This window comes from Pseudomonas sp. KCJK8993 (assembly GCF_046230915.1).
Taxonomy (GTDB): domain Bacteria; phylum Pseudomonadota; class Gammaproteobacteria; order Pseudomonadales; family Pseudomonadaceae; genus Aquipseudomonas; species Aquipseudomonas piscis.
In genome coordinates, this window is sequence record NZ_JBJJLO010000075.1 from 1 (window position 1) to 19,973 (window position 19,973).

Genomic DNA, 19,973 nt, shown 5'->3' on the forward strand with positions numbered 1-19,973 from the left:
TTGCGCAACGGCGAAGTCGACCTGGCGCTGGCCGGCGGAGTGGCGTTGTACCTGATGCCGGAGCTGTACGTCTGCATGTGCGCGGCGGGAGTCCTTTCACCCAGGGGCAAGTGCCGGACCCTGGATAACCAGGCCGACGGCTTCGTGCCAGGGGAGGGCGTGGGCGCGCTGGTGCTCAAGCGGCTCGCGGATGCCGAGCGCGACGGCGACCTGATCCATGGGCTGATCATCGGCTCGGGGATCAACCAGGACGGCCGGAGCAATGGCTTGACCGCGCCCAACCAGGACAGCCAGGCCGCGCTGTTGCGCGAAGTCTATCAGCGCCACGGCATCGATCCGGCCAGCATCGGCTACGTGGAAATGCACGGCACGGGTACCAAGCTGGGCGACCCGATCGAACTCAATGCCCTGTCCACGGTATTTCGCGAGGGCACCAGGGAACTGGGTTTCTGCGGCCTGGGCTCGGTCAAGAGCAACATCGGCCACACTTCGGCCGCCGCCGGTGTAGCCGGTGTGCACAAGGTGCTGTTGCAGATGCGCCATCGGCAACTGGTGCCGACCCTCAACTACAGCAGCCCCAACGAGCATTTCGACCTCAAGCTGGAACAGTCGCCGTTCTTCGTCTGTACCTCGGGCCAACCCTGGGCGCCTACCAGCGGGGCGCCATTGCGCGCGGCGGTCAGCTCGTTCGGCATCAGCGGCACCAATGCCCACCTGGTGCTCGAGGAGTATCGCCGGCCACAGGCCAGTCGCTCCAGGGTGGAACTGGACGAGCAGCACCCGCTGCTGATCGTGCTGTCGGCCAAACGCCCCGCACAGCTCAAGAGCTGCGCCGCACGGCTCAAGGCGTTCCTCGAGAACACTGCGGATGTGGACTGGCCGGCCCTGGCCCATACGCTCCAGGCGGGGCGGGCGCCCCTGGAGCAACGGCTGGCCTTTGTCGCCACCGCGCCTGGGCAGGTCATCGCGACACTCGCAGCCTTCATCGAAGGCCAGCCGCTCGAACAGGTAGTGGTGGGCGACATTCGCAAGATCCAGGAGCGCACGGCGGATTTCGATCCCGCCAAGGTCTTGGCTGGGTCCGGCGAGCTGGCCTTGCTGGAGCTGGGCAGGGAGTGGGTCAAAGGCACGCAGATCGACTGGCGGTCGCTTTACACCGAGCAGCCCGGGGGCCGTATGGCCCTGCCGACCTATCCGTTCGCCCGGGAGCGCTACTGGATCGAGCAGCCCCCGGATGCGGGCGACGAGCCCGGACCGCTGCCTCCATCGTTGCAGAGCTCGCTGCAGCCCCTGTTCCAGTACAGCGGCTCGCTGGCAGGTGAACAGCGTTTCTCCACGACCCTGACCGGCGACGAGTTCTTCTTGCGCGATCACCAGGTCGCGGGGCAGCCGTTGGTGCCCGCGGCGATGCAGCTGGAATGGGCGCGCGCGGCCATGGCCCAGGCCCATGGCTTGCCGGCCGAGCATCCCGTGCTGCTGGAGGACATCGCTTGGCTGCGCCCCCTGGCGCTCCGCTCGCCGCTGCAAGTACATGTCGGCCTGCATGAGCAGGGCGAAGGTACTGTCGCCTACCGGATCTTCAGCGCTGGCCAGGGCCAGCCATTGGTGTACAGCCAGGGCCGGGCGCGGCTGGACAGCAGCCCTGAGCAACCTCGGCTCGACCTCCAACAACTGCGTGCGAGGTGTGGCCGCCGGCTAGACGGTGCCGCCTGCTATGGGCGCTTCGCCCGGCTTGGCTTGGACTATGGCCCGAGTTTCCAGGTGCTGCAGGGCCTGGAGCTGGGTGACGACCTGGTGCTTGCACGATTGCGCGGCGCTAGTACGCCCCCTGGAGTCGGCTTGCCCGCACCGCTGATCGATGGCGCGCTGCAGGCCAGCCTGGGCCTGGCCGCGCAAGACGTCCTGGCATTGCCCTTTGCGCTAAAGCGGCTCGAGCAGTGGCAAGCGCTGCCGCACGAGATGTGGGCGATCTTGCGACCCGCTACGAACGACCGGGGCAAACGACGCGGGATCGATATCGAACTGGCCGACAGCGAGGGACGCGTCATGGTGCGATTGAGCGGATTCAGCAGCCGGGCGCCGGCGGACAAAGCGTCGTTGGCGGCGACGGGCACCGACCCGCTCCAGGAACTGAGCCTGATGCCGGCCTGGGAGCCAATCCTCGAGCAGCCGGGCAACAGGCTGAGCGATCCGCGGCCCGTGGGCCGGGCGGTGGAAATCGGCGGCGAGGTGGAGCAACGCCAATTGACCGCCGACGGCCAGGGCGCCTGGCAATCCTGGCTCCGGCAGCAGGAGCCGTTCGAGCAGTTGGTCTGGCACGTACCGCCAGGCCAGCCCTGGGCTGCCAGGGCCGCCTTCCTGTTGATCAAGGCCCTGCTGGAGCTGGGGCACGGCGGGCGGCCTCTGGCCCTCTGCATCGTCACCCGCCAAGCCCTGGGCGTACGCCCGCAGGAGCTGGGCGATCCCTTCCAGGCCAGTGTGCACGGTCTGGTCGGTAGCCTGGCCAAGGAATACCCCCATTGGCGCCTGGACCTGGTGGACCTGGCGCCGCAAGACCCGATTCCCTGGTCGGCGCTGCTCGGTCGCACGCCAGGCGTGGCCGGAGAAACCCTGGCCTATCGCCAGGGCCGTGGCTATCGCCAACGCTTGCTGGCCTGCCAACTCGGCGCACCGGCGCAGCCAGCATTCCGCCAGGCGGGGGTGTATGTACTCCTCGGCGGCGCCGGTGGCATTGGCGTGGCGTTCAGCGAGTACCTGATCCGCCAGTACCAGGCCCAGGTGGTATGGCTGGGCCGGCGCGCTGAGGACCAAGCGATCGCCGATCAATGTGTACGCCTCGCGGCGCTGGGCCCGGCGCCCCTGTACCTGCAGGCCGATGGCCGCGATCGCGCCGCCCTGGAAGCGGCGCTCAGCGAAATCCGCGGGCGCTACGGCGCCGTGCATGGCGTGGTGCATGCCGCGCTGGTGCTGGCCGATCGCAGCCTGGCACAGATGGATGAACAGACCTTCGAGGCGGCGCTGGCGGCCAAGCAGGAAACGGCGCTGAACCTGGACGCGGTCTTCGGCAACGAACCCTTGGACCTGATGCTGTACTTCTCGTCGTTGCAAAGCTTCGCGCGGATGGCGGGGCAGGGTAACTATGCCGCTGGCTGTTGCTTCGTCGATGAATTTGCCCGCAATGCGCAACGTCCCTATCCGGTGAAGCTGGTGCACTGGGGCTACTGGGGTGGGGTCGGCGTGGTGGCATCGCCCGACTACCGGGCGCGGATGACCCAGGCCGGAATCGGCTCGATCGAGGCCCCACAGGCCATGGCGTGGTTGGAAAGCTGGCTGGACGGCCCGCTGGAGCGCCTCGGCTTGGCCAAGCTGGACCTGGCCAGGGTCGCCCCTGCCTGGGGCATCGCCAGCGATGCAGTGGCAGAGCTCATGCCCGCAGTGCCTGCGGTGTCGCTGCCGGTAGCGCCGGTACTTGCCCCACCGCTTGCCGTGGCCAGCGCCTGGCTAGCGCTGGAGCAACGCCTGAAGCCGCTGCTGTACAGCCTGCTGCAGGAGCACGGCTGGCTGGCAACCGAGCAGGGACTGGCACCGCGATACCAGTGTTGGCGTGCAGCGGCGTTGCGCCTGGTCGGCCATCCCGAGGCGGATACCGGCTGGGACCAGCAGTGGTCGCAGTGGCAGGCCTACTGCGAACAGGTTCTGGCAGGAGCCGAGCCGCGCGGCCTGGAGACCCAGGTACGCCTGCTCGACCAGATGCTGCGGGCATTGCCGGCGATATTGCGTGGCGAACGGGAGGCGACCCAGGTGCTGTTCCCCGAGGGGCGTCTGGACTGGGTCGAAGCCCTGTATCGGGATCACCCGGTGTCGAACCACTTCAACGCAGTGCTGGGTGAGCGCCTGCAGGCCTATGCCGAGCAGCGCTTGAGGCTCGAGCCCCAGGCGCGCTTGCGGATCCTGGAGGTCGGCGCCGGGACCGGCGGCACCAGTGCCGGGCTCTTGGCGCGCTTGGCACCTTATGCCGGACAGATCGACGAGTACGCTTATACCGATGTGTCGCCGGCCTTCCTTGAGCATGCCCAGCAGCACTACGCACCGGGGGCAGGCTACCTGCGCACCGGCTTGCTGGATATCGAGCGGGACCCGGCGAGCCAGGGTTTCCAGGCCGGTGGCTACGATGTGGTAGTGGCGGCGAACGTGCTGCATGCGACCCGTGATATCGCCTGGACCCTGGGGCAGGTCAAGAGCCTGCTCAAGGGCAACGGACTGCTGCTCTTGAACGAGGCGACCCAGGCGCACCTGTTCGGGCACTTGACGTTCGGCCTGTTGCCCGGGTGGTGGCTGGCCGAGGACCCAGAGCGGCGTATCCCGGGCACGCCGATGCTGGCTCCCGCCAGTTGGCGCTGCGTGCTGCAAACACAAGGATTTCATGGCGTGGACATCCCGTGCGGCACGACCCGGGCCCTGAGCCAGGAAGTCATCCTGGCCATCAGCGACGGCGTTGTGCGCCATGCCGTCACGCCCATCGAGCCGCTTCCCGCCGCACCTGCCGGACCCACGACTGAAGCTCAAGGCGACCAGCCGCCTGCGACGCCGTGCGGCCTGGATGCCCAGGAGCTGGTGACCCAGGTCGAAGCGGCGATCACCCAGATGATTTCCGACTACCTGCAGATCGCCCGTGAAGAGCTGGACCGGAATACGCCCTTTGGCGAGTTCGGTTTCGATTCGATCGCTTCGACGGCGTTTACCCGGCTGCTCAATGAGCGTTATGGCCTGGACATGGCGCCCTCGGAGTTTTTCGAGACTCCGACGATTGCCGCGCTGGCCAGCTACCTGGCGCAGGAGTACCGGGCCGAACTGCAACCGCTCTTTGCCTCGACCCAGGCGCCCCAAGGGCCCGAGGCGAGCGCGCCGAAGGCTGCCGTATCCAGGGTCGATCCTGTAGCCCAAGGTTCGCGTGGCGAGCCCGGCCCGACCAAGGCGGGCGCCGAGCCGATCGCCGTGATCGGTATGAGCGGGCGTTTCCCTGGGGCCGAGGACATCGACGCGCTGTGGCGCAACCTCGAGGCAGGCCGCGACTGCATCGGTGAGTTGCCCCTGGGGCGGTTTGGCGCCGGGCCAGAGCCCACCTTGCGCCATGCCGGAGTGCTGGAAGACGTGGATGGGTTCGATCCGGCCTTCTTCAATATTTCACGCCGCGAGGCCCAGGGCATGGACCCCCAGCACCGCTTGCTGATGATGCAGGTCTACAAGGTGATCGAGGATGCTGGGTATTCGGTGCAAAGCCTCTCGGGCAGCAATACCGCGCTGCTGGTGGGTACCTGCGCCACGGGTTATGCCCAGTTGCTGGCCCAGTCCGGCGAGGCCGTGACCGCGGCACTGGCAGTGGGCACCGCTGGATCGATGGGCCCCAATCGCATGAGCTACTGGCTGAACTGGCATGGGCCGAGCGAGCCCATCGAAACCGCCTGTTCGAGTTCCCTGGTGGCTGTACATCGGGCCGTGACCTTATTGCGTACTGGACAATGCGACCAGGCGGTGGTGGGGGGCGTCAACACCCTGCTTTCAGCAGAGGCCCATGAGAGCTTCATGCATGCCGGGGTGCTGAGCGGGGATGGTCGGTGCCGGGCGTTTTCGGCCCGGGCTGGCGGTTATGTCCGGGGTGAAGGAGTGGCGATGCTGATGCTCAAGCCACTGTCCGCGGCCGAGCGTGACGGCGACCAGATCCATGGCTTGATCCTCGGTAGCGCGCAGAATCACGGCGGCCAGGCCAACTCGCTGACCGCTCCCAATCCGCAGGCCCAGGCCAAGGTGATCGAAACGGCGCTGCGTGAAGCCGGGGTGGACCTGAAGAGCATCGGTTACATCGAGGCCCATGGCACCGGCACCGAGCTGGGCGACCCGATCGAGATCAAGGGCCTGAAGCAGGCGTTCCATACGCTGGCAGGCAAGGATGCGTTGGCCGAGCACAGCGTCGGCCTGGGAACCATCAAGAGCAACATCGGTCACCTGGAACTGGCGGCCGGAGTGGCGGGGCTGGTCAAGGTGCTATTGCAGATGCGCCATGGGTGCCTGGTCCAGAGCCTGCACAGCCAGCCGCTGAACCCGCAGATCGAACTCGCGGGCAGTCCGTTCTATGTGGTGGATGCCAAGCGCCCCTGGCCGGCGCTCGCCGATGGCCGGGGCAACGTGCTGCCCAGGCGCGCCGGGGTCAGCTCGTTCGGCTTTGGCGGGGTGAATGCCCATGTGGTGCTTGAGGAGTATCGGCCGCAGTCGCGCCCGGCCCAATTGGCCCAAACCAAGCCGGTGCTGGTGCTGCTCTCGGCCCGGGATGCCACGGGACTCAAGGCGCGGGTCGAGCAACTGCTGGCTTTTCTGGAGCACCGCGAAGCGGACCTGCAATCCCTGGCGTATACCCTGCAGGTAGGGCGCGAGGCAATGAAGGTGCGCCTGGCTTGCGTGGTGGATTGCATCGATGGCCTGCGCAGCCGGCTGCGGGCTTACCTGGGCGAAGAGGGTGGGCAGGGCGAGCTCTTCCATGGCGATATCAAGCGCGACCCGGGCCTGCAAATGATCTTCCAGGCGGACGAGGACCTGCAGGAAACCGCCAGCAGGTTGATCGCCCAGGGCAAGCTGGGGCGACTGGCGCAGTGGTGGGTATTGGGCCTGGAGATCGACTGGACGCGCTTGTATGGCCAGCAGCGGCCGCGGCGGATCAGCTTGCCGACCTATCCCTTCGCCCTGGAGCGATGCTGGGTGCAAGCATCCGCCAAACCGCGCGCTAGCCAGCCGCACCGCGAGCCTGCGCCGATGGCGTCGTTGCCCGGCAAGCCCCGGGGCCTGCGCCTGCGGGCGACGGAAGAGCGCACCGAGCTACGGGCCGTCGCTTCCCTGGGCGGGGCCTCGAGCGGGCATTCCACGGTGCAGGTGGCCGCAGCCCAGGCGCTCGCGCAGGCTCCCCGGAGCCTCTCCGATATCGACACCGTAGCGTATCTCCATCAGCAGAATGCTGGGCTGGATGAGCTGGAGCGGACTCTCAAGGAAACCCTGGCGGCGGCGCTGCGGATTGACGTCAACGAAATCGACCCTGACGAGATGCTCTCTGAACATGGTCTTGACTCGATCATCGCCGTGGAGTGGATCCGTGAACTCAATCGGCGGTATTCGATCTCGATCAATACCAGCCAGGTGTATGAGTTCCCGACGATTCGCCAGATGGCCAAGCTGGTGCAACAAGCCAGGGAGCGCCCGAGGCCCGTTGCCTTGAATTCCGCAGCCGACGGGCAGGGGTCCGGCCAGTCCTCGGGCGCGACACAGATGGAGCGCGCGACGGCGATCGCCGTCCAGTCGCAGGCGGAGGTCGTCGGGCCCGCCACGGCCTGCTTGCCGCGCGCAGAGCGGAGTCAGGCCGACCAGGACGCGCTGGAGCAGGAACTGACAGCAAGCCTTGCCCAGTCCTTGCGCATCGACAGCCAGGAAATCGATCCGGAGGAAATGCTCGCCGAACATGGGCTGGATTCGATCATCGCCGTGGAGTGGATCCGCGAGATAAACCAGCGTTACTCGATCTCAATCAATACCAGCCAGGTCTACGAACACCCGACCATCAGACAGCTGGCGGCCCTGGTCGGCCAACTACGAAGCACCGAGTCGCCCGTTGTTTCGGGTACGCCGCCGTCGGTGGCAAGCGCACTCCAGCGAGCAGCGATGCCCGCCCAGCCATCGCCCGACGCGGATCCGATATCGGCTGTGACGGCGTCACCCGCCGGTCACCAGCTGGAATCGCCATCGCGGGTATTGGCAAACCAGCTTCGGCTGGACACCTTGATCGGTTCGGACATCCTGCGCGCGGCAGCGAAACTTGCGCACCCCACCGATCGACCACCAAGCCAGGTCCTGTTGACCGGGGCCAGTGGGTTCGCCGGGCGCTTCCTTGCCCTGGACCTGGCGCAAGGCTTGGCTCCAAGCGCGGGGACCCTGTATTGCCTGGTGCGGGCAACTTCGGATGCAGCAGCGCGGCAGCGCCTGGTCGAGAGCCTGGCGGCATCCACCGAACTGCAACAACGCCTGGTCGCACTGGAGCGGTCCGGGCGCCTGGTGGTCTTGGCGGGCGACCTGACCAAGCCGCGCCTGGGCCTGGCGCAACCGACCTGGGACATGCTGGTGCACAAGGTCGAGGCCATCGTGCACAACGGTGCCCTGGTCAATCACATGCTGGCCTACAACCAGTTGCACGGGACCAATGTCCACGGCACCGCCGAGGTGATACGCCTGGCGCTTTCGGGAAAGAAGAAGGCCATCAACTTCATTTCGAGCATCGCCGTGGGCAGTGCGGTGCACCGGAACGAGCCGATCCACGAGAGTGAGAAGGCCCTGGACCTGTATGACCAGTGCCTTGGAGCAGGGCGCTACGCCGCCGGTTATGCGGCCAGCAAGTGGGCCGGGGAGGTGCTGCTGCAGGAGGCATGCGAGAAGTGGGCGATACCGGTCAAGGTGTTCCGTTGCGGCATGCTGTTGCCCCACAGTACCCGTCCTGGATTCGTCAATCTTGCCGATATTTTCTCGCGTTTCCTGGTCAGCCTGGTACGCACCGCCATTGCTCCGCCGTCCTTCCATCTAGACAGTTCCCGTTCCATGGCCCCGATATTTCGCGGGTTGCCGGTGGACGCGGCCACGCGCTCGATTGCCCAGATCAGCCTGGGCGTGGAGGCCGGGTACTCCATCTACCACGTCCAGAGCAACGCGCCCGACGCCCCCAGCCTGGACCTGCTGGTGGAGTGGATACGGGAACTGGGCTATCCGCTCCAGAGGCTGGGAAGCTCCGAAGCCTGGAGCCAGGAGTTCATGGCCCGCCTGCAAGCGCTGGACGCCCGGCCAAGATCCTACAGCCTGTATTCATCGGTCTATCAACTGGACGAACTGCAGGAGGTATTGAACCAGCCCGAGTTCGACAGCCACAGGTTTGCCGAACGCTCCCGCTCACTCATCGACGGTCCGGTGGCCCAGGACTGGCTGGCGCCGATCGATCGGAAGTTCATTTCGGGCTACCTGACGGAACTGGCCAATGCCGGGTTGATCTAGGGACTCACTTCGATCGAGGACATGGATATGGGAAATACTCCTGACCCACTGGCACGGAGGGTCGGCACCGCGGCAAGCGAGCGGCTCCAGGGCGGGCAGAACCTGGGCAGCGCGCTGTTCCGCCGGCGCTACGGCTTGAAGTACGCCTATGTCGCCGGAGCCATGTATCGCGGCACCGCTTCACCGCAGCTGGTGATCCGCCTGGGCCGGGCCGGCCTGCTCGGCTACCTGGGGACCGGTGGCTTGAGCCTGGCGCAGATCGAACAGGCGATCGGCACGCTGCAAGCCGCGCTGCCGACGGGGGAACCCTACGGGCTGAACCTGTTGGCGGAGTACGACGATCCTCGCCATGAGCGAGCGACGGTGGAGATGTACCTGGCACACGGCATTCGCAATATCGAGGCGGCGGCCTTCATCGAGATCACATTGCCGCTGGTGCTGTTCCGGCTGCGTGGACTTGCGCGCGAGGCCGACGGCACGCTGGTGTGCAGGCACCGAGTACTGGCCAAGGTCTCACGGCTCGAGGTGGCCGAAGCCTTCATGAGCCCGGCGCCGGAGCCGCTGGTGGAGGCGCTGCGCAGGGCCGGGGATATCACCGAGGAGCAGGCCGAACTGGCTCGGCGGGTGCCCATGAGCCATGACATCTGCGTCGAAGCCGATTCCGGCGGGCATACCGATGGCGGTATCCCGACCATCGTGCTGCCGGCGATGGTGCAGTTGCGCGACGCGCTGCAAGCCCGGGCGGGGTATGCCGAGCCCATCTGCCTCGGCCTGGCTGGAGGCATCGGCACGCCCGCAGCCGCAGCGGCGGCCTTCGCGATGGGCGCCGACTTCATCCTGACCGGGTCGATCAACCAGTGCACGGTCGAGTCGGGCGCCACGGACCTGGTCAAGAGCATGCTGCAGGACGTGAGCATCCACGACATGGCCTACGCCCCGGCGGGGGATTTGTTCGAACGGGGGAGCAGGGTGCAGGTACTCAAGCGAGGGGTGCTGTTTCCCATGCGGGCCAACCGCCTGTATGCGCTCTACAGCCATTACGAGAGCCTCGAGGCGATACCGCAGAACATCCGTGGCGTGCTGGAGCGGCTGTTCTTCAAGCGCACCCTGGAGCAGGTCTGGCAAGAGTGCGAGCACTATCTGCTGGCCCAGGGCCGGGAAGAAGACCTGGCCCTGGCCCGGAGCAACCCCAAGGTGCGCATGGCCCGGGTATTTCGCTGGTACTTCGCCTACTCGACCAAGCTGGCCTTCAGCGGCGAAAGCGCGGACCAGGCCAACTACCAGGTACAAACCGGCCCGGCGCTCGGCGCCTTCAACCAGTGGGTCAAGGGCACGCCCCTGGAGTCCTGGCAGCGGCGGCATGTGGACGAGATTGCCACGAGCTTGATGGAGGCCACGGCGCAGCACTTGCAGGCACTGCAGATGGTGCTGGCCAGCCCGCAGGAAGCCATCCGATGAGCTGAGTGCCCGCCACCCGGCTGGGCGTACCGGCAAAGACTGCCCGCCACCCACGCCATCTCGCTGTCGTGCAGGAGCCGGCTGGCTCCCGCCAACGGTTTCAGTCGGCTGGTACACGATCCTGGGCCGGCGCCACCGATGCCTGCGCGCCTGCCGCCCGGGCGCTGGCGACGCTGATCGAGCGCAGGCGAGTACCGGCCAACGTTCGACGATCAGCATAAAAGCTGCTCCAGCTCATGGCGTTCGAGTGTGCGATTGGCTTCAATAGCACGCTGCGTCGCCTTGCCTGCTGCATGGCTTGCAGGGACATGGATGAATAACAAAAACGGAACAAAAGGACCCTGCATGTCGCTCTCCCGCTATCTGTCCGGCCTGTCCAACTTGCTGCACTACCGCCGTGAATGGTTGCGCGCCGACCTGCGAGCCGGTTTGTCGGTGGCGGCGATCCAGATTCCCATCGCCATCGCCTACGCCCAGATCGTCGGCCTGCCTGCGCAGTACGGGCTCTATGCCTGTGTGCTGCCGATGATCGTCTATGCCTTGGTCGGCAGCTCGCGGCAGTTGATGGTCGGCCCCGATGCGGCCACCTGCGCCATGCTCGGCGGGGCCGTGGCGCCCCTGGCCATGGGCGACCTGCAGCGCACCGTCGAGTTGTCGATGATCGTCACCGTGCTGGTGGGGCTGATGCTGATCGCCGCGGGCATCGCCCGGGCCGGGTTCATCGCCAGCTTCTTCTCGCGGCCGATCCTCATCGGCTACCTGAACGGCATCGGCCTGAGCCTGATCGCCGGGCAAATGGGCAAGGTGGTGGGCTTCAAGATCGAGGGTGAGGGCTTCATCCTCGGGCTGGTGGACTTTCTCCAGCGCCTGGGCGAGATCCACTGGCTGACCCTGGCCATCGGCCTGGCCAGCCTGGGCCTGCTGATCGGCTTGCCGCGCCGCTATCCACGGGTGCCGGCGGCGCTGGTGACGGTGGCGGTGTTCACCCTGCTGGCCGGGGTCTTCGGTCTCGACCAGTTCGGCGTGGCGGTGCTTGGCCATGTACCTGCCGGCATCCCGGAGCTGTCCTGGCCCAGCACCACCCTGGAAGAGAGCAAGAGCCTGCTGCGTGACGCCCTGGGTATCGCCACGGTGAGCTTCTGCAGCGCCATGCTCACCGCCCGTAGCTTTGCCGCGCGCCATGGATATTCGATCAATGCCAACCATGAGTTCATCGCCCTGGGCATGAGCAACCTGGCGGCCGGGGCCTCCCAGGGGTTCGCCATCAGCGGCGCGGATTCGCGCACCGCGGTCAACGACATGGTCGGAGGCAAGAGCCAGCTGGTGGGCATCATCGCCGCCGTGGCGATCGGCCTGATCCTGCTGTTCTTCACCGCGCCCATGGCCTGGATCCCGCAGCCGGCCCTGGGCGCGGTCCTGCTGATGGCCGGCTGGGGCCTGATCGATGTGAAGTCGCTGGAGCAGATCCACAAGCTCAGCCGCTTCGAGTTCTGGCTGTGCCTGCTGACCACGGTCAGCGTGCTGGGCCTTGGGGTATTGCCGGGGATCATGTTCGCCGTGACCCTGGCCATCCTGCGCCTGCTGTACAGCATCTACCAGCCCACCGACGCGGTACTGGGCTGGATGCCGGGCATCGAAGGCCAGGTCGACATCAGCAAGTACCCGCAGGCCCGGACCGTGCCCGGCCTGGTGGTGTATCGCTTCGACGACGCGATCCTGTTCTTCAACGCCGACTACTTCAAGATGCGCCTGCTGGAGAACATCGGGCGTGACGGCAAGCCCGAGGTGGTGTTGTTCGATGCCGAGGCGGTCACCGATATCGATGTCAGCGGCATCGCGGTGCTGCGGGAAATCCGCGACACCCTGGCCGCCCAGGGCATCCACTTCGCCATTGCCCGAGCCCGCGGCACCTTCCTGAAAATGCTGGAACGCTCGGGGATGAGTGCGCAAATGGACAACCAGATGCTGTTCGGCTCGGTCCGTTCGGGAATCAGGAGCTACCGGATCTGGCGCAACAGCATGCGCGGCAAGCAGTAGCACGCAGCAGCGGGAGAGAGCCGCCGGCAGGAGGCTGCGCCGGCGGTTGGATCTTGGCTCGAGCGAGCCGGCGGACCCTCTCCAGGTGTCTTGCGGCCCGCCCAGGCAGCCCGCAGGGGCGGATCACTGGGTGATGGTCAGGCTGCCGGTGGCCTGGACCGAGCCGTACCGAATGCGCGAATAGACCGGGTCGCTGTAACTGAAGTCCATGACGGTGCCCATGGAGCCGAGATGTATGGCCTGGCAACTGAAGTTCACTGCCACTTGCCCGCCATAAGGCGTGACGCCGATGGCGACCTGGGTCGGTCCGGTCCATTGGATATTGCAGCCCAGCGTGCTGCCCCCGGCGCTGGTGTTGTAGCCACGGCAATTCAAGCTGGCGTTGCCGTTGCTGGTACTGGGGAACCCGGCCCACTTGGCGATGGCCAGGTTGGCCGAGCAAGAGGTGTTGATGCTGCTGGCCCCCGGGGCAAGCTTGTAGACCCCGGAAGGCGGCGCGAGGGTGGCGGTGACAGGAGTCAGCGGCAGGGGGGAAAAAGTCGCGGCGGCCTGGTTTTCAACCACCGTGGTGGGCGAGGGAGGAAGCTTGCACACCACCACGGCGCCGACATCGTCGGACTTCTTCAGTTCACCCAGGGCGGTAATGTCGGAGCCGCCCCTGGACTCGCAAAAGAGTTTTCGCAACTGGGCTTTCTCTGCGTTATCGGCCGTGGATGAGGCCTGGGCCAAGGGGGCGATTGCCAGGCCGATGACTCCTGTCAACAACAGGCGTGAAAGACGCATGATCGATTCCTTATCGAGGTCAAGACCCGGCGAAGGGTATGCCCGGCCTGTCGTCGATTTAATGACAAAAGCTCGGGTGCGAGCCTGTACTAAGCTGGATCGCAGTTGCGATGGTGCCTTGAGCCCATCGCTGAAAACCCACCCCACAATGCGAGGAAGGCTACATGCCGCACATCGAGGTAATCCTGGTGGATGACAACGATAGGGAAGTGGGCTTCATGGAGAAGCTGGCCGCCCACAAGGTCGGGGCGCGCCACCGGGCGGTATCGGTCTATGTGTTCAACAGCCGCAATGAACTGCTGCTGCAAAGGCGCGCGGCGCGCAAATATCATTGCGGCGGTCTATGGAGCAACACCTGTTGCGGGCACCCGCTGCCAGGCGAGAGCACCGATCATGCGGCGCAAAGACGCCTGGAAGAGGAGATGGGCTTGACTTGCGCGGTGACCAAGCGCTTGGAGCTCAGTTACTTTCTCCCTCTGCCGCAAGGCTTGATCGAGCACGAATACGGGCACCTGTACTTGGCCCGTTGCGATGTTGAGCCCGTCTTGAATCCCGACGAAGCGGACGCCTGTGCGTATCGCTCCCTGGAGGACATTCGCCAGGACCTGGATGAACACCCGGACGACTACACGCCCTGGTTCAAGTTCACCTTTCCCCAGGTCATGGACTTCAAGATCTAGTGCCCACGACAGCTATCGCAGTGTTTTTTCGTCGGTTCTGGCCGCAACCAGGGGGCTGCGCACCCGGCGCAGCGCTCACAGGTGACGCCCGCCCAGCCGGCCAGGCTCTCAGCGCCTCTGGATCGGCCAATCCACATCGTTGCAGCATGATAGAATCCGCCGCCCAAAAGGCTGGACTCCCCGCAATTTCATTATCAACGAGAGCGCTTTCAAGTGGCCCGCTAGCAGTTGCAGGGCCCCAATCAGGGTGACTATTGCAACTGAAAAGGACTTCATACCTGACCGAGGGAAATGCAAAATAAAAATGAAAAGATCATTCATCGCTTCGCTGGCTGTTCTAGCGTCGATCCACGTGCCGCTGTCCTTCGCCGATAATGCCAATGGCAAAAACCTCTACCAGCAGCGATGTGCCGTGTGCCATGGCCCGGATATCAAGGGAACGGGGCCATTGGCCAATAAAAGCAATCCGCCGACACCGGACCTCACCACATCCGCCTTCAAGAAACGCCTGAACGATTACCCGGGCGTCATCGTCTCCTCGGTGATACTGCGGCCAAACGGCGACTTGATTCCAAGAACCTTGCGCGAGAACGGCGTGAAGATTGCGCCCTATGCCTGGAAGGTCCAGGACTTTCGCGATTTGCACCAGTACATGACCGAGGTGATCGCGAAAACTCGCTGACCTGGCCCAGTTCCACGTCTCGCAGGGCTTGACCCGGTACCGCCGTCTGCTGTTGAATGCGCGCCCTCAAGCCCCTGCAACCTTTCCCTCACGTGGTGAAGCCAGTGCCCTACGCCAGCCAACACGCCTGATACCGACGACGGTCCATCGTGCCTGATGGCTGCCCGCGCCTTTGCGCGGCGGCGCCTCATCGCTGTGCCTGCCTGATCCTGTCGTCGGTTTTTCCCTATGCCCAAGGAGAAACCCATGAACATGGATATTCGTGCCGACGCGCACTCCCTAGAACTGCTCAAGTACCCCCGTACCCCCCACCTGGAAAGCTCGCGCCTGCAAGATGGCGACACTGACACCGGACAGGTCCGTTATGCCTCACTGGCCGGCCAATGGCTGGTGGTGGAAGAAAAACTCGACGGTGCCAACGCCGGTATCAGCTTTACCGAGGGCGGCGAGCTGCGCCTGCAATCCCGCGGCCACTACCTCACCGGTGGCGGACGCGAGCGCCAGTTCAATTTGTTCAAGCAGTGGGCCGCGGCCCATGAACACTGGCTGCTGGAGCGCCTGGAAGATCGCTTCGTGCTGTACGGCGAGTGGCTGCACAAGAAGCACTCGGTGTTCTACGACCACTTGCCCCATTACTTTTGCGAGTTCGACGTGTGGGACCGCAGCAGCGGGTCGTTCTTGTCTACGGCCGCACGCCGCAAGCTGCTCAAGGACGGCCCCGTGCTGTCGGTACCGGTGCTGTACGAAGGCCCGGTGCCACGCCGGCAGGCCGAGCTGATGGCGCTGGTTGGCGATTCGCTGGCCAAGACTGCCCATTGGCGCGAGGCCTTCGAGCAGGCGGTACGCCGTGAGGGCCTCGACCTGGCCCGGGCCTGGCGCCAGTGCGACCGCTCCAGTCGCATGGAAGGCTTGTACCTGAAGCTCGAGGACGCACAGCAAACCCTTGGCCGCTTGAAGTGGGTTCGCCAGGATTTCGTCCAGGCCATCCTCGATGCCGACCAGCACCATGCCAACCAACCCTTCATTCCCAATCAACTGGCCGACGGCGTCGACCTCTACGCGCCGCGCCTGTCCATGGACTGGCATGGCCCCTGCCGTGGCTACTGAAGGAGCTTTTCGAAATGGATATTCATCCACTGCAACACCTGGTGCCCGAGCCTGGGCACGCCATGGACAGTGCCGCCTGCCTGGCGGCCATCCCGGCCCTGGCGCGCCTGGCCGACACCCCGCAGGACCCGACCTACCACGCCGAGGGCGATGTGTGGATTCACACCCGCATGGTGGTGGAGGCGCTACTGGCCCAGCCGGCGTACCAGCAAGCCAGCGCCGAGCAGCGCTTCGTGCTGTTCTTCGCCGCCTTGCTGCATGACATCGCCAAGCCCGACACCACGGTGATCGACCCCGAGACCGGGCGTATCGGCCAACCCGGCCACTCGCGTCGGGGCGCGGTGGATGCCCGGCTGCTGTTGTGGCGCGCCGCTGTGCCGTTCGAGCTGCGCGAGCAGATCTGCCGCATCATCGCCGTGCACCAGGTGCCGTTCTTCGCCCTGCAAGGCGATCGCAGCGGGCGCAGCACGGAGTTCCTGCTGCACAAGCTGTCGTGGGAGCTGCCGGTGTGGATGCTCTGCGCGGTGGCCGAGGCCGATATGCAAGGCCGCGATTACGCGGGCAAGGCCGATGTCTTGAGCGCTATCGAACTGTGGCGTGAACTGGCGGCCGAGGAGGGCTGCCTGCACGGGCCGCGGGCGTTTGCCGACGACTACACGCGCATCCAGTACCTGCGTGGCGCCCGGGTGCACCCCGACTATCCGCTGCATGCACCGCAAGGCTCGCAAGTGCTGATGCTGTCCGGCTTGCCGGCCAGCGGCAAGGACACCTGGGCCGCACGACATCATCCGGACTGGCCGGTGGTCTCGTTCGACGATGCGCGCCAAGCCCTGGGCTTGCGCCACGGGCAGAACGAAGGCGCCGCCGCGCACTACGCCATCGACCGGGCCAAGGCCTTGTTGCGAGAGCAGCGGCCATTCGTATGGAACTCGACGCATCTGTCGGCGCAGATGCGCAATCGCACCCTGGACTTGCTGTACGGCTATGGCGCGGAGGTAGAGATCGTCTACCTGGAAAGCCCGGAGGGCGAGATCATGCGGCGCAACCAGCAGCGCGACACCTCGCTGCGCAACGCGGATATCCGCCGCATGCTATTCAAATGGGAGGTGCCGCTGCCGACCGAGGCGCACCGGGTCAAGTACCAGGCGCTGACCGGGTGATGCCGGAGGAGGGCGGTGGAGGCCAGGGGGATATAGAGAGTGGCGCCCCTGCATGATTACGCTGGCCAACCCCATGGCCAGGTGGAGCAAGGCAAGGGCGCAGCGGGTTGGCCCAGGTTAGTTCTGCCAGCACTGCGCGTAGCGCTCACACACCCCGTAGCGCTTGTCCAGGTCGGCCATCCGGGTCCAGTGATCGGCCATCGCTTCTTTTTGCAATTGCTCATTGAGCCGACGGTAGTACTGCAACATCGCGTTGTTGGTAGCCAGCGCCTGGGTGACATCGGTGGCCTGGGTGTCTGGCACCAGTGCCTTGATGGCTGGTGTATCCAAGCGCGAGAGGCGTGTGCGGTACTCGGCCTTGTAGTGCTCGAGCGCGCTGGCCTTTACCCCTTGAGCCTGCTTCAGGTAAGTCGCTACGTTCTGCCGAAATTGCGTCCAATAAGCATCCGGCAGGTCCAGGTTCATCTGCCGCTTGCGCTTGTCGACCACCAGGTCGGCGGCTTCGTTCTGGTTGCTCTCGCTCAAGGCAGGCCCGGGCTTCATCTCGCTGATGATGCTCTGCGAGACAATCTGCTCGATCATTTCGTCACGCTCGACGGTGGCCGGCAGGCCCTTTACGGGCTCAGGGAAGAGGGCGTTGGCGCCCAGGCAGCTTGCCAGGCCTTTATTCACCAGAGGGACAGGGGAGCGCACCACTTGGCCCTGCGCTTGGTGCAGGCGCTTGAGCGATGTCACGCACTGACTGCCGGCACGACTGAAGGTGAGTTCGTATTCAGCGCCACTTTGCGGCGTGAAGGTGAAGGCCATGCCACATACCGAGGCGGTGCCTTGGGTATTGAGGTGCAGCATTCGCTCTTTGTTCGGGGCCAAGCGGATTTCCAGGTAAGGCGTCTTCTGGGAGGCAGGAGGTATCGACATGTTCGCTCGCCGGCGAGAATCGGCAAGGAACAAGTTATTGAGAATCCCCGTGGTTTGCCCGTCACAGTTCTGCTCATCGAACACACCCAGCGTGGCGCTGCTCATGTCGCTGATAAAACGAAGCTTGGCGGCGTCTGCTTCGGTTGCATCTGGATAAGTGCCCGATACACTGCAGCCGCTCAAGATCAAGGCGAAGGCCATGGCACCCGATACACGGCCGGTGAAAATACTACTCATAGTGGGGTGTCATCCTTAACGCTTGATTTGAAAGGGGCAGCATCATAATGGGAAAGCCACATTTTGTTTCAATGGATCGAGTATCGAATGCGCAAGACAAGTCAGTTGTTGGTCGTTGGAGTTACAGCCTTGATGAGTGCCTGTTCGGCATTACCACCTGAAATGGCCCTGGATTCCAAAGTCTATTCCGCCGAAAACGCAGGCCTCGTCCTGGGTGCGCTGATCGAGGGCGGGCCCTACGGCACCTGGGTCAGTTTTCGTGACGTGAATAGCGGCAAGACCTACGGCTGGGCTCCCAAGGACTATTACTCGGCATGGCTGCCTGCAGGTACCTATGAAGTGAATGACCTGGGTTCACGCCGCGGTCTCATGGGCCCCTATTCGAAACCCCTGCGTTTTACCGTGGCCAACGGCCAACTCAATTACCTGGGCGAGATGGCGTACGGCTGCCCGGTCGCGGCCCACCCAGCTGCCGTCTATGGGGTCAAGAACTGCGGTTTCCTTGCACTGGGAACCTGTACGGTGGACCGTCCCAGCATTGCCATATGTGTGACGGACAGGCAGGAACAGGCCGTTCGAACCTTCGTCAAACAGCACCCGCAATACTCCCAGCTTCCGGTCAGGCCGACCGTGATGTCGACGCAGCAGCCGTAACGACGGCCAACTCGCTTGGGCATCGATGACGGGTAGGGCAGGGAGCAGGTTGTGATCTTTTCGGCATTGCTCGCCTTATGCCTTAAGATGCCCGGTTGCCGAAAGAACCGTCATGGCCATAACCGCCATGAAGGGCTTTCATCCTTTACAAACAAGTGTGGTGAAGATGAACAAGCCTTTCATTTCGCTGTGCCCTGAAATCACTCGGGCACATGCGCTGACGTTGAAAGATTGGTTGGAAGATGAGCGCGTTACCTGTTACCTGAGCGATTCACGTGATGTTTCCCGTTCCATCGAACACGTCATCGATCGGACCCAGCTGCCGATCCTGACCCATCTGTTCAACCGGGGCGGCCGGTTCTTCATGGCCTATGACCGGTATGACGCGCCGGTGGGTTTTGTCCGGCTCGTCAAGACCGATTCGAATTGCGAAATCGTCCTGGTTATCGGAGACAGCGACAAATGGGGGCGAAACCTTGGCGCCCGGACCCTGCGCGAGGGCATGAAACGGGCCTTTCTCGACATGCGGGCCGAAAAGCTCATCGCCAAGATCCACCCGGACAACTCGCGCTCACTGAAAGCCTTTGTGCGCAGCGGCTTTGTGCTTGAGAACGAAACGCCGGCATTGAAGTCGTTTTCCATGACGGCGGGGCGCTATCTGCAGTTCTTGCGCGAAGGTGCCGCTGGCGACTCCACGGGGATCTACATCACCGAAATCGACAAGGCCAGGCTCGAGAGCCTGATCGTCTTCGAGCAAGGCCCGGCCGTGGTTGAACTCGAACATGAGCTTGAGCGAGCCATTGTCGTCAAGCCGCAGCACGTGGCGGGCAATGTCGTCACGATGAACTCCAGGGCCTTGCTGCACCTGGACGACGAAGCAATCGAAGTAGCGCTGGTCTACCCGGACGACGCGGACAGCAGCGCCGGCAAGCACTCCGTGTGTTCCGATATCGGCGCCGCGATCCTGGGCTATCGGGAGGGCGACGCCATCGACTGGCGTATTTCTGCTCGGACCCGCCGGATCGAGATCAGGAAAGTGCTTTATCAGCCGGAGGCCGCCGGCGATTTCCACCTGTAGTCGCGCCTTTGGCCCAGTGCTCGTTCATCAGGCGCCAAGCCCCTCCAAAAAAGAGGCCGCGCCTGATACTGGCCATCCTTAGCACCCGGGCGAACCAGTACACG

Annotated in this window: 12 protein-coding genes; 9 read left to right on the top strand and 3 right to left on the bottom strand. The window is 64.7% G+C overall.

All coding sequences use genetic code 11. The features are described from left to right. Together ACK6AU_RS21235 and ACK6AU_RS21240 are read left to right on the top strand one after the other, a co-directional pair. Positions 1–9,075: a thioester reductase domain-containing protein gene (locus ACK6AU_RS21235; RefSeq protein WP_409301188.1), complete on the top strand. Its 9,075-nt coding sequence runs from the start codon at positions 1–3 to the stop codon at positions 9,073–9,075. Between the two features lie 27 nt (positions 9,076–9,102). After that, positions 9,103–10,533 (top strand): PfaD family polyunsaturated fatty acid/polyketide biosynthesis protein, encoded by a 1,431-nt coding sequence (locus tag ACK6AU_RS21240; RefSeq protein WP_185699841.1) that lies wholly within the window; start codon positions 9,103–9,105, stop codon positions 10,531–10,533. Positions 10,534–10,745: 212 nt separating this feature from the next. On the opposite strand, the gene ACK6AU_RS21245 is transcribed toward ACK6AU_RS21240, so the two are convergent. After that, positions 10,746–10,880: a hypothetical protein gene (locus ACK6AU_RS21245; RefSeq protein WP_409301190.1), complete on the bottom strand. Its 135-nt coding sequence runs from the start codon at positions 10,878–10,880 to the stop codon at positions 10,746–10,748. Between ACK6AU_RS21245 and ACK6AU_RS21250 the strand changes: the two genes are divergently transcribed. Further along, the gene (locus ACK6AU_RS21250) at positions 10,879–12,570 is read left to right on the top strand and encodes a SulP family inorganic anion transporter (RefSeq protein WP_185699842.1); all 1,692 of its coding nucleotides are present in this window, start codon (positions 10,879–10,881) and stop codon (positions 12,568–12,570) included. The two genes, ACK6AU_RS21245 and ACK6AU_RS21250, sit on opposite strands and share 2 nt — an antisense overlap. 123 nt (positions 12,571–12,693) lie before the next feature. On the opposite strand, the gene ACK6AU_RS21255 is transcribed toward ACK6AU_RS21250, so the two are convergent. Then, positions 12,694–13,353: a hypothetical protein gene (locus ACK6AU_RS21255; RefSeq protein WP_409301192.1), complete on the bottom strand. Its 660-nt coding sequence runs from the start codon at positions 13,351–13,353 to the stop codon at positions 12,694–12,696. Between the two features lie 164 nt (positions 13,354–13,517). On the opposite strand from ACK6AU_RS21255, the gene idi reads away from it, so the two are divergent. The 4 genes from idi to ACK6AU_RS21275 all read left to right on the top strand — a co-directional run bounded on the left by idi (position 13,518) and on the right by ACK6AU_RS21275 (position 16,982). Beyond that, positions 13,518–14,033 carry an isopentenyl-diphosphate Delta-isomerase gene (idi, locus tag ACK6AU_RS21260; RefSeq protein ID WP_409301194.1) on the top strand — a complete coding sequence of 172 codons (516 nt, stop codon included), beginning with the start codon at positions 13,518–13,520 and terminating at the stop codon, positions 14,031–14,033. A gap of 304 nt (positions 14,034–14,337) precedes the next feature. Next, a complete protein-coding gene (locus ACK6AU_RS21265; RefSeq protein ID WP_409301222.1) occupies positions 14,338–14,715 on the top strand; it encodes a c-type cytochrome in 378 nt (125 codons plus the stop codon). A 246-nt stretch (positions 14,716–14,961) separates the two neighbouring features. Next, positions 14,962–15,822 carry an RNA ligase family protein gene (locus ACK6AU_RS21270; protein WP_409301196.1) on the top strand — a complete coding sequence of 287 codons (861 nt, stop codon included), beginning with the start codon at positions 14,962–14,964 and terminating at the stop codon, positions 15,820–15,822. A gap of 14 nt (positions 15,823–15,836) precedes the next feature. Then, complete coding sequence (locus tag ACK6AU_RS21275; RefSeq protein ID WP_409301198.1) at positions 15,837–16,982, top strand: AAA family ATPase; 1,146 nt, start codon at positions 15,837–15,839, stop codon at positions 16,980–16,982. Between the two features lie 117 nt (positions 16,983–17,099). On the opposite strand, the gene ACK6AU_RS21280 is transcribed toward ACK6AU_RS21275, so the two are convergent. Then, positions 17,100–18,137: a hypothetical protein gene (locus ACK6AU_RS21280; protein WP_185699848.1), complete on the bottom strand. Its 1,038-nt coding sequence runs from the start codon at positions 18,135–18,137 to the stop codon at positions 17,100–17,102. 87 nt (positions 18,138–18,224) lie between these two features. Between ACK6AU_RS21280 and ACK6AU_RS21285 the strand changes: the two genes are divergently transcribed. Both ACK6AU_RS21285 and ACK6AU_RS21290 read left to right on the top strand, forming a co-directional pair. After that, entirely contained in the window at positions 18,225–18,791 is a 567-nt protein-coding gene (locus ACK6AU_RS21285) for a hypothetical protein (protein WP_185699849.1), read from the top strand. 112 nt (positions 18,792–18,903) lie between these two features. Continuing rightward, positions 18,904–19,869, top strand: a complete 966-nt coding sequence (locus ACK6AU_RS21290; protein WP_409301201.1) for a GNAT family N-acetyltransferase — start codon at positions 18,904–18,906, stop codon at positions 19,867–19,869. Positions 19,870–19,973 lie beyond the last annotated feature (104 nt).

What these genes read in the sequence shown, in the direction of transcription:
- ACK6AU_RS21240 (WP_185699841.1), top strand. Translation starts at nt 9,103, where the DNA reads ATGGGAAATACTCCTGACCCACTGGCACGGAGGGTCGGCACCGCGGCA.
- ACK6AU_RS21250 (WP_185699842.1), top strand. Translation starts at nt 10,879, where the DNA reads ATGTCGCTCTCCCGCTATCTGTCCGGCCTGTCCAACTTGCTGCACTAC.
- ACK6AU_RS21245 (WP_409301190.1), bottom strand. Translation starts at nt 10,880, where the DNA reads ATGCAGGGTCCTTTTGTTCCGTTTTTGTTATTCATCCATGTCCCTGCA.
- ACK6AU_RS21255 (WP_409301192.1), bottom strand. Translation starts at nt 13,353, where the DNA reads ATGCGTCTTTCACGCCTGTTGTTGACAGGAGTCATCGGCCTGGCAATC.
- idi (WP_409301194.1), top strand. Translation starts at nt 13,518, where the DNA reads ATGCCGCACATCGAGGTAATCCTGGTGGATGACAACGATAGGGAAGTG.
- ACK6AU_RS21265 (WP_409301222.1), top strand. Translation starts at nt 14,338, where the DNA reads ATGAAAAGATCATTCATCGCTTCGCTGGCTGTTCTAGCGTCGATCCAC.
- ACK6AU_RS21270 (WP_409301196.1), top strand. Translation starts at nt 14,962, where the DNA reads ATGAACATGGATATTCGTGCCGACGCGCACTCCCTAGAACTGCTCAAG.
- ACK6AU_RS21275 (WP_409301198.1), top strand. Translation starts at nt 15,837, where the DNA reads ATGGATATTCATCCACTGCAACACCTGGTGCCCGAGCCTGGGCACGCC.
- ACK6AU_RS21280 (WP_185699848.1), bottom strand. Translation starts at nt 18,137, where the DNA reads ATGAGTAGTATTTTCACCGGCCGTGTATCGGGTGCCATGGCCTTCGCC.
- ACK6AU_RS21285 (WP_185699849.1), top strand. Translation starts at nt 18,225, where the DNA reads ATGCGCAAGACAAGTCAGTTGTTGGTCGTTGGAGTTACAGCCTTGATG.
- ACK6AU_RS21290 (WP_409301201.1), top strand. Translation starts at nt 18,904, where the DNA reads ATGGCCATAACCGCCATGAAGGGCTTTCATCCTTTACAAACAAGTGTG.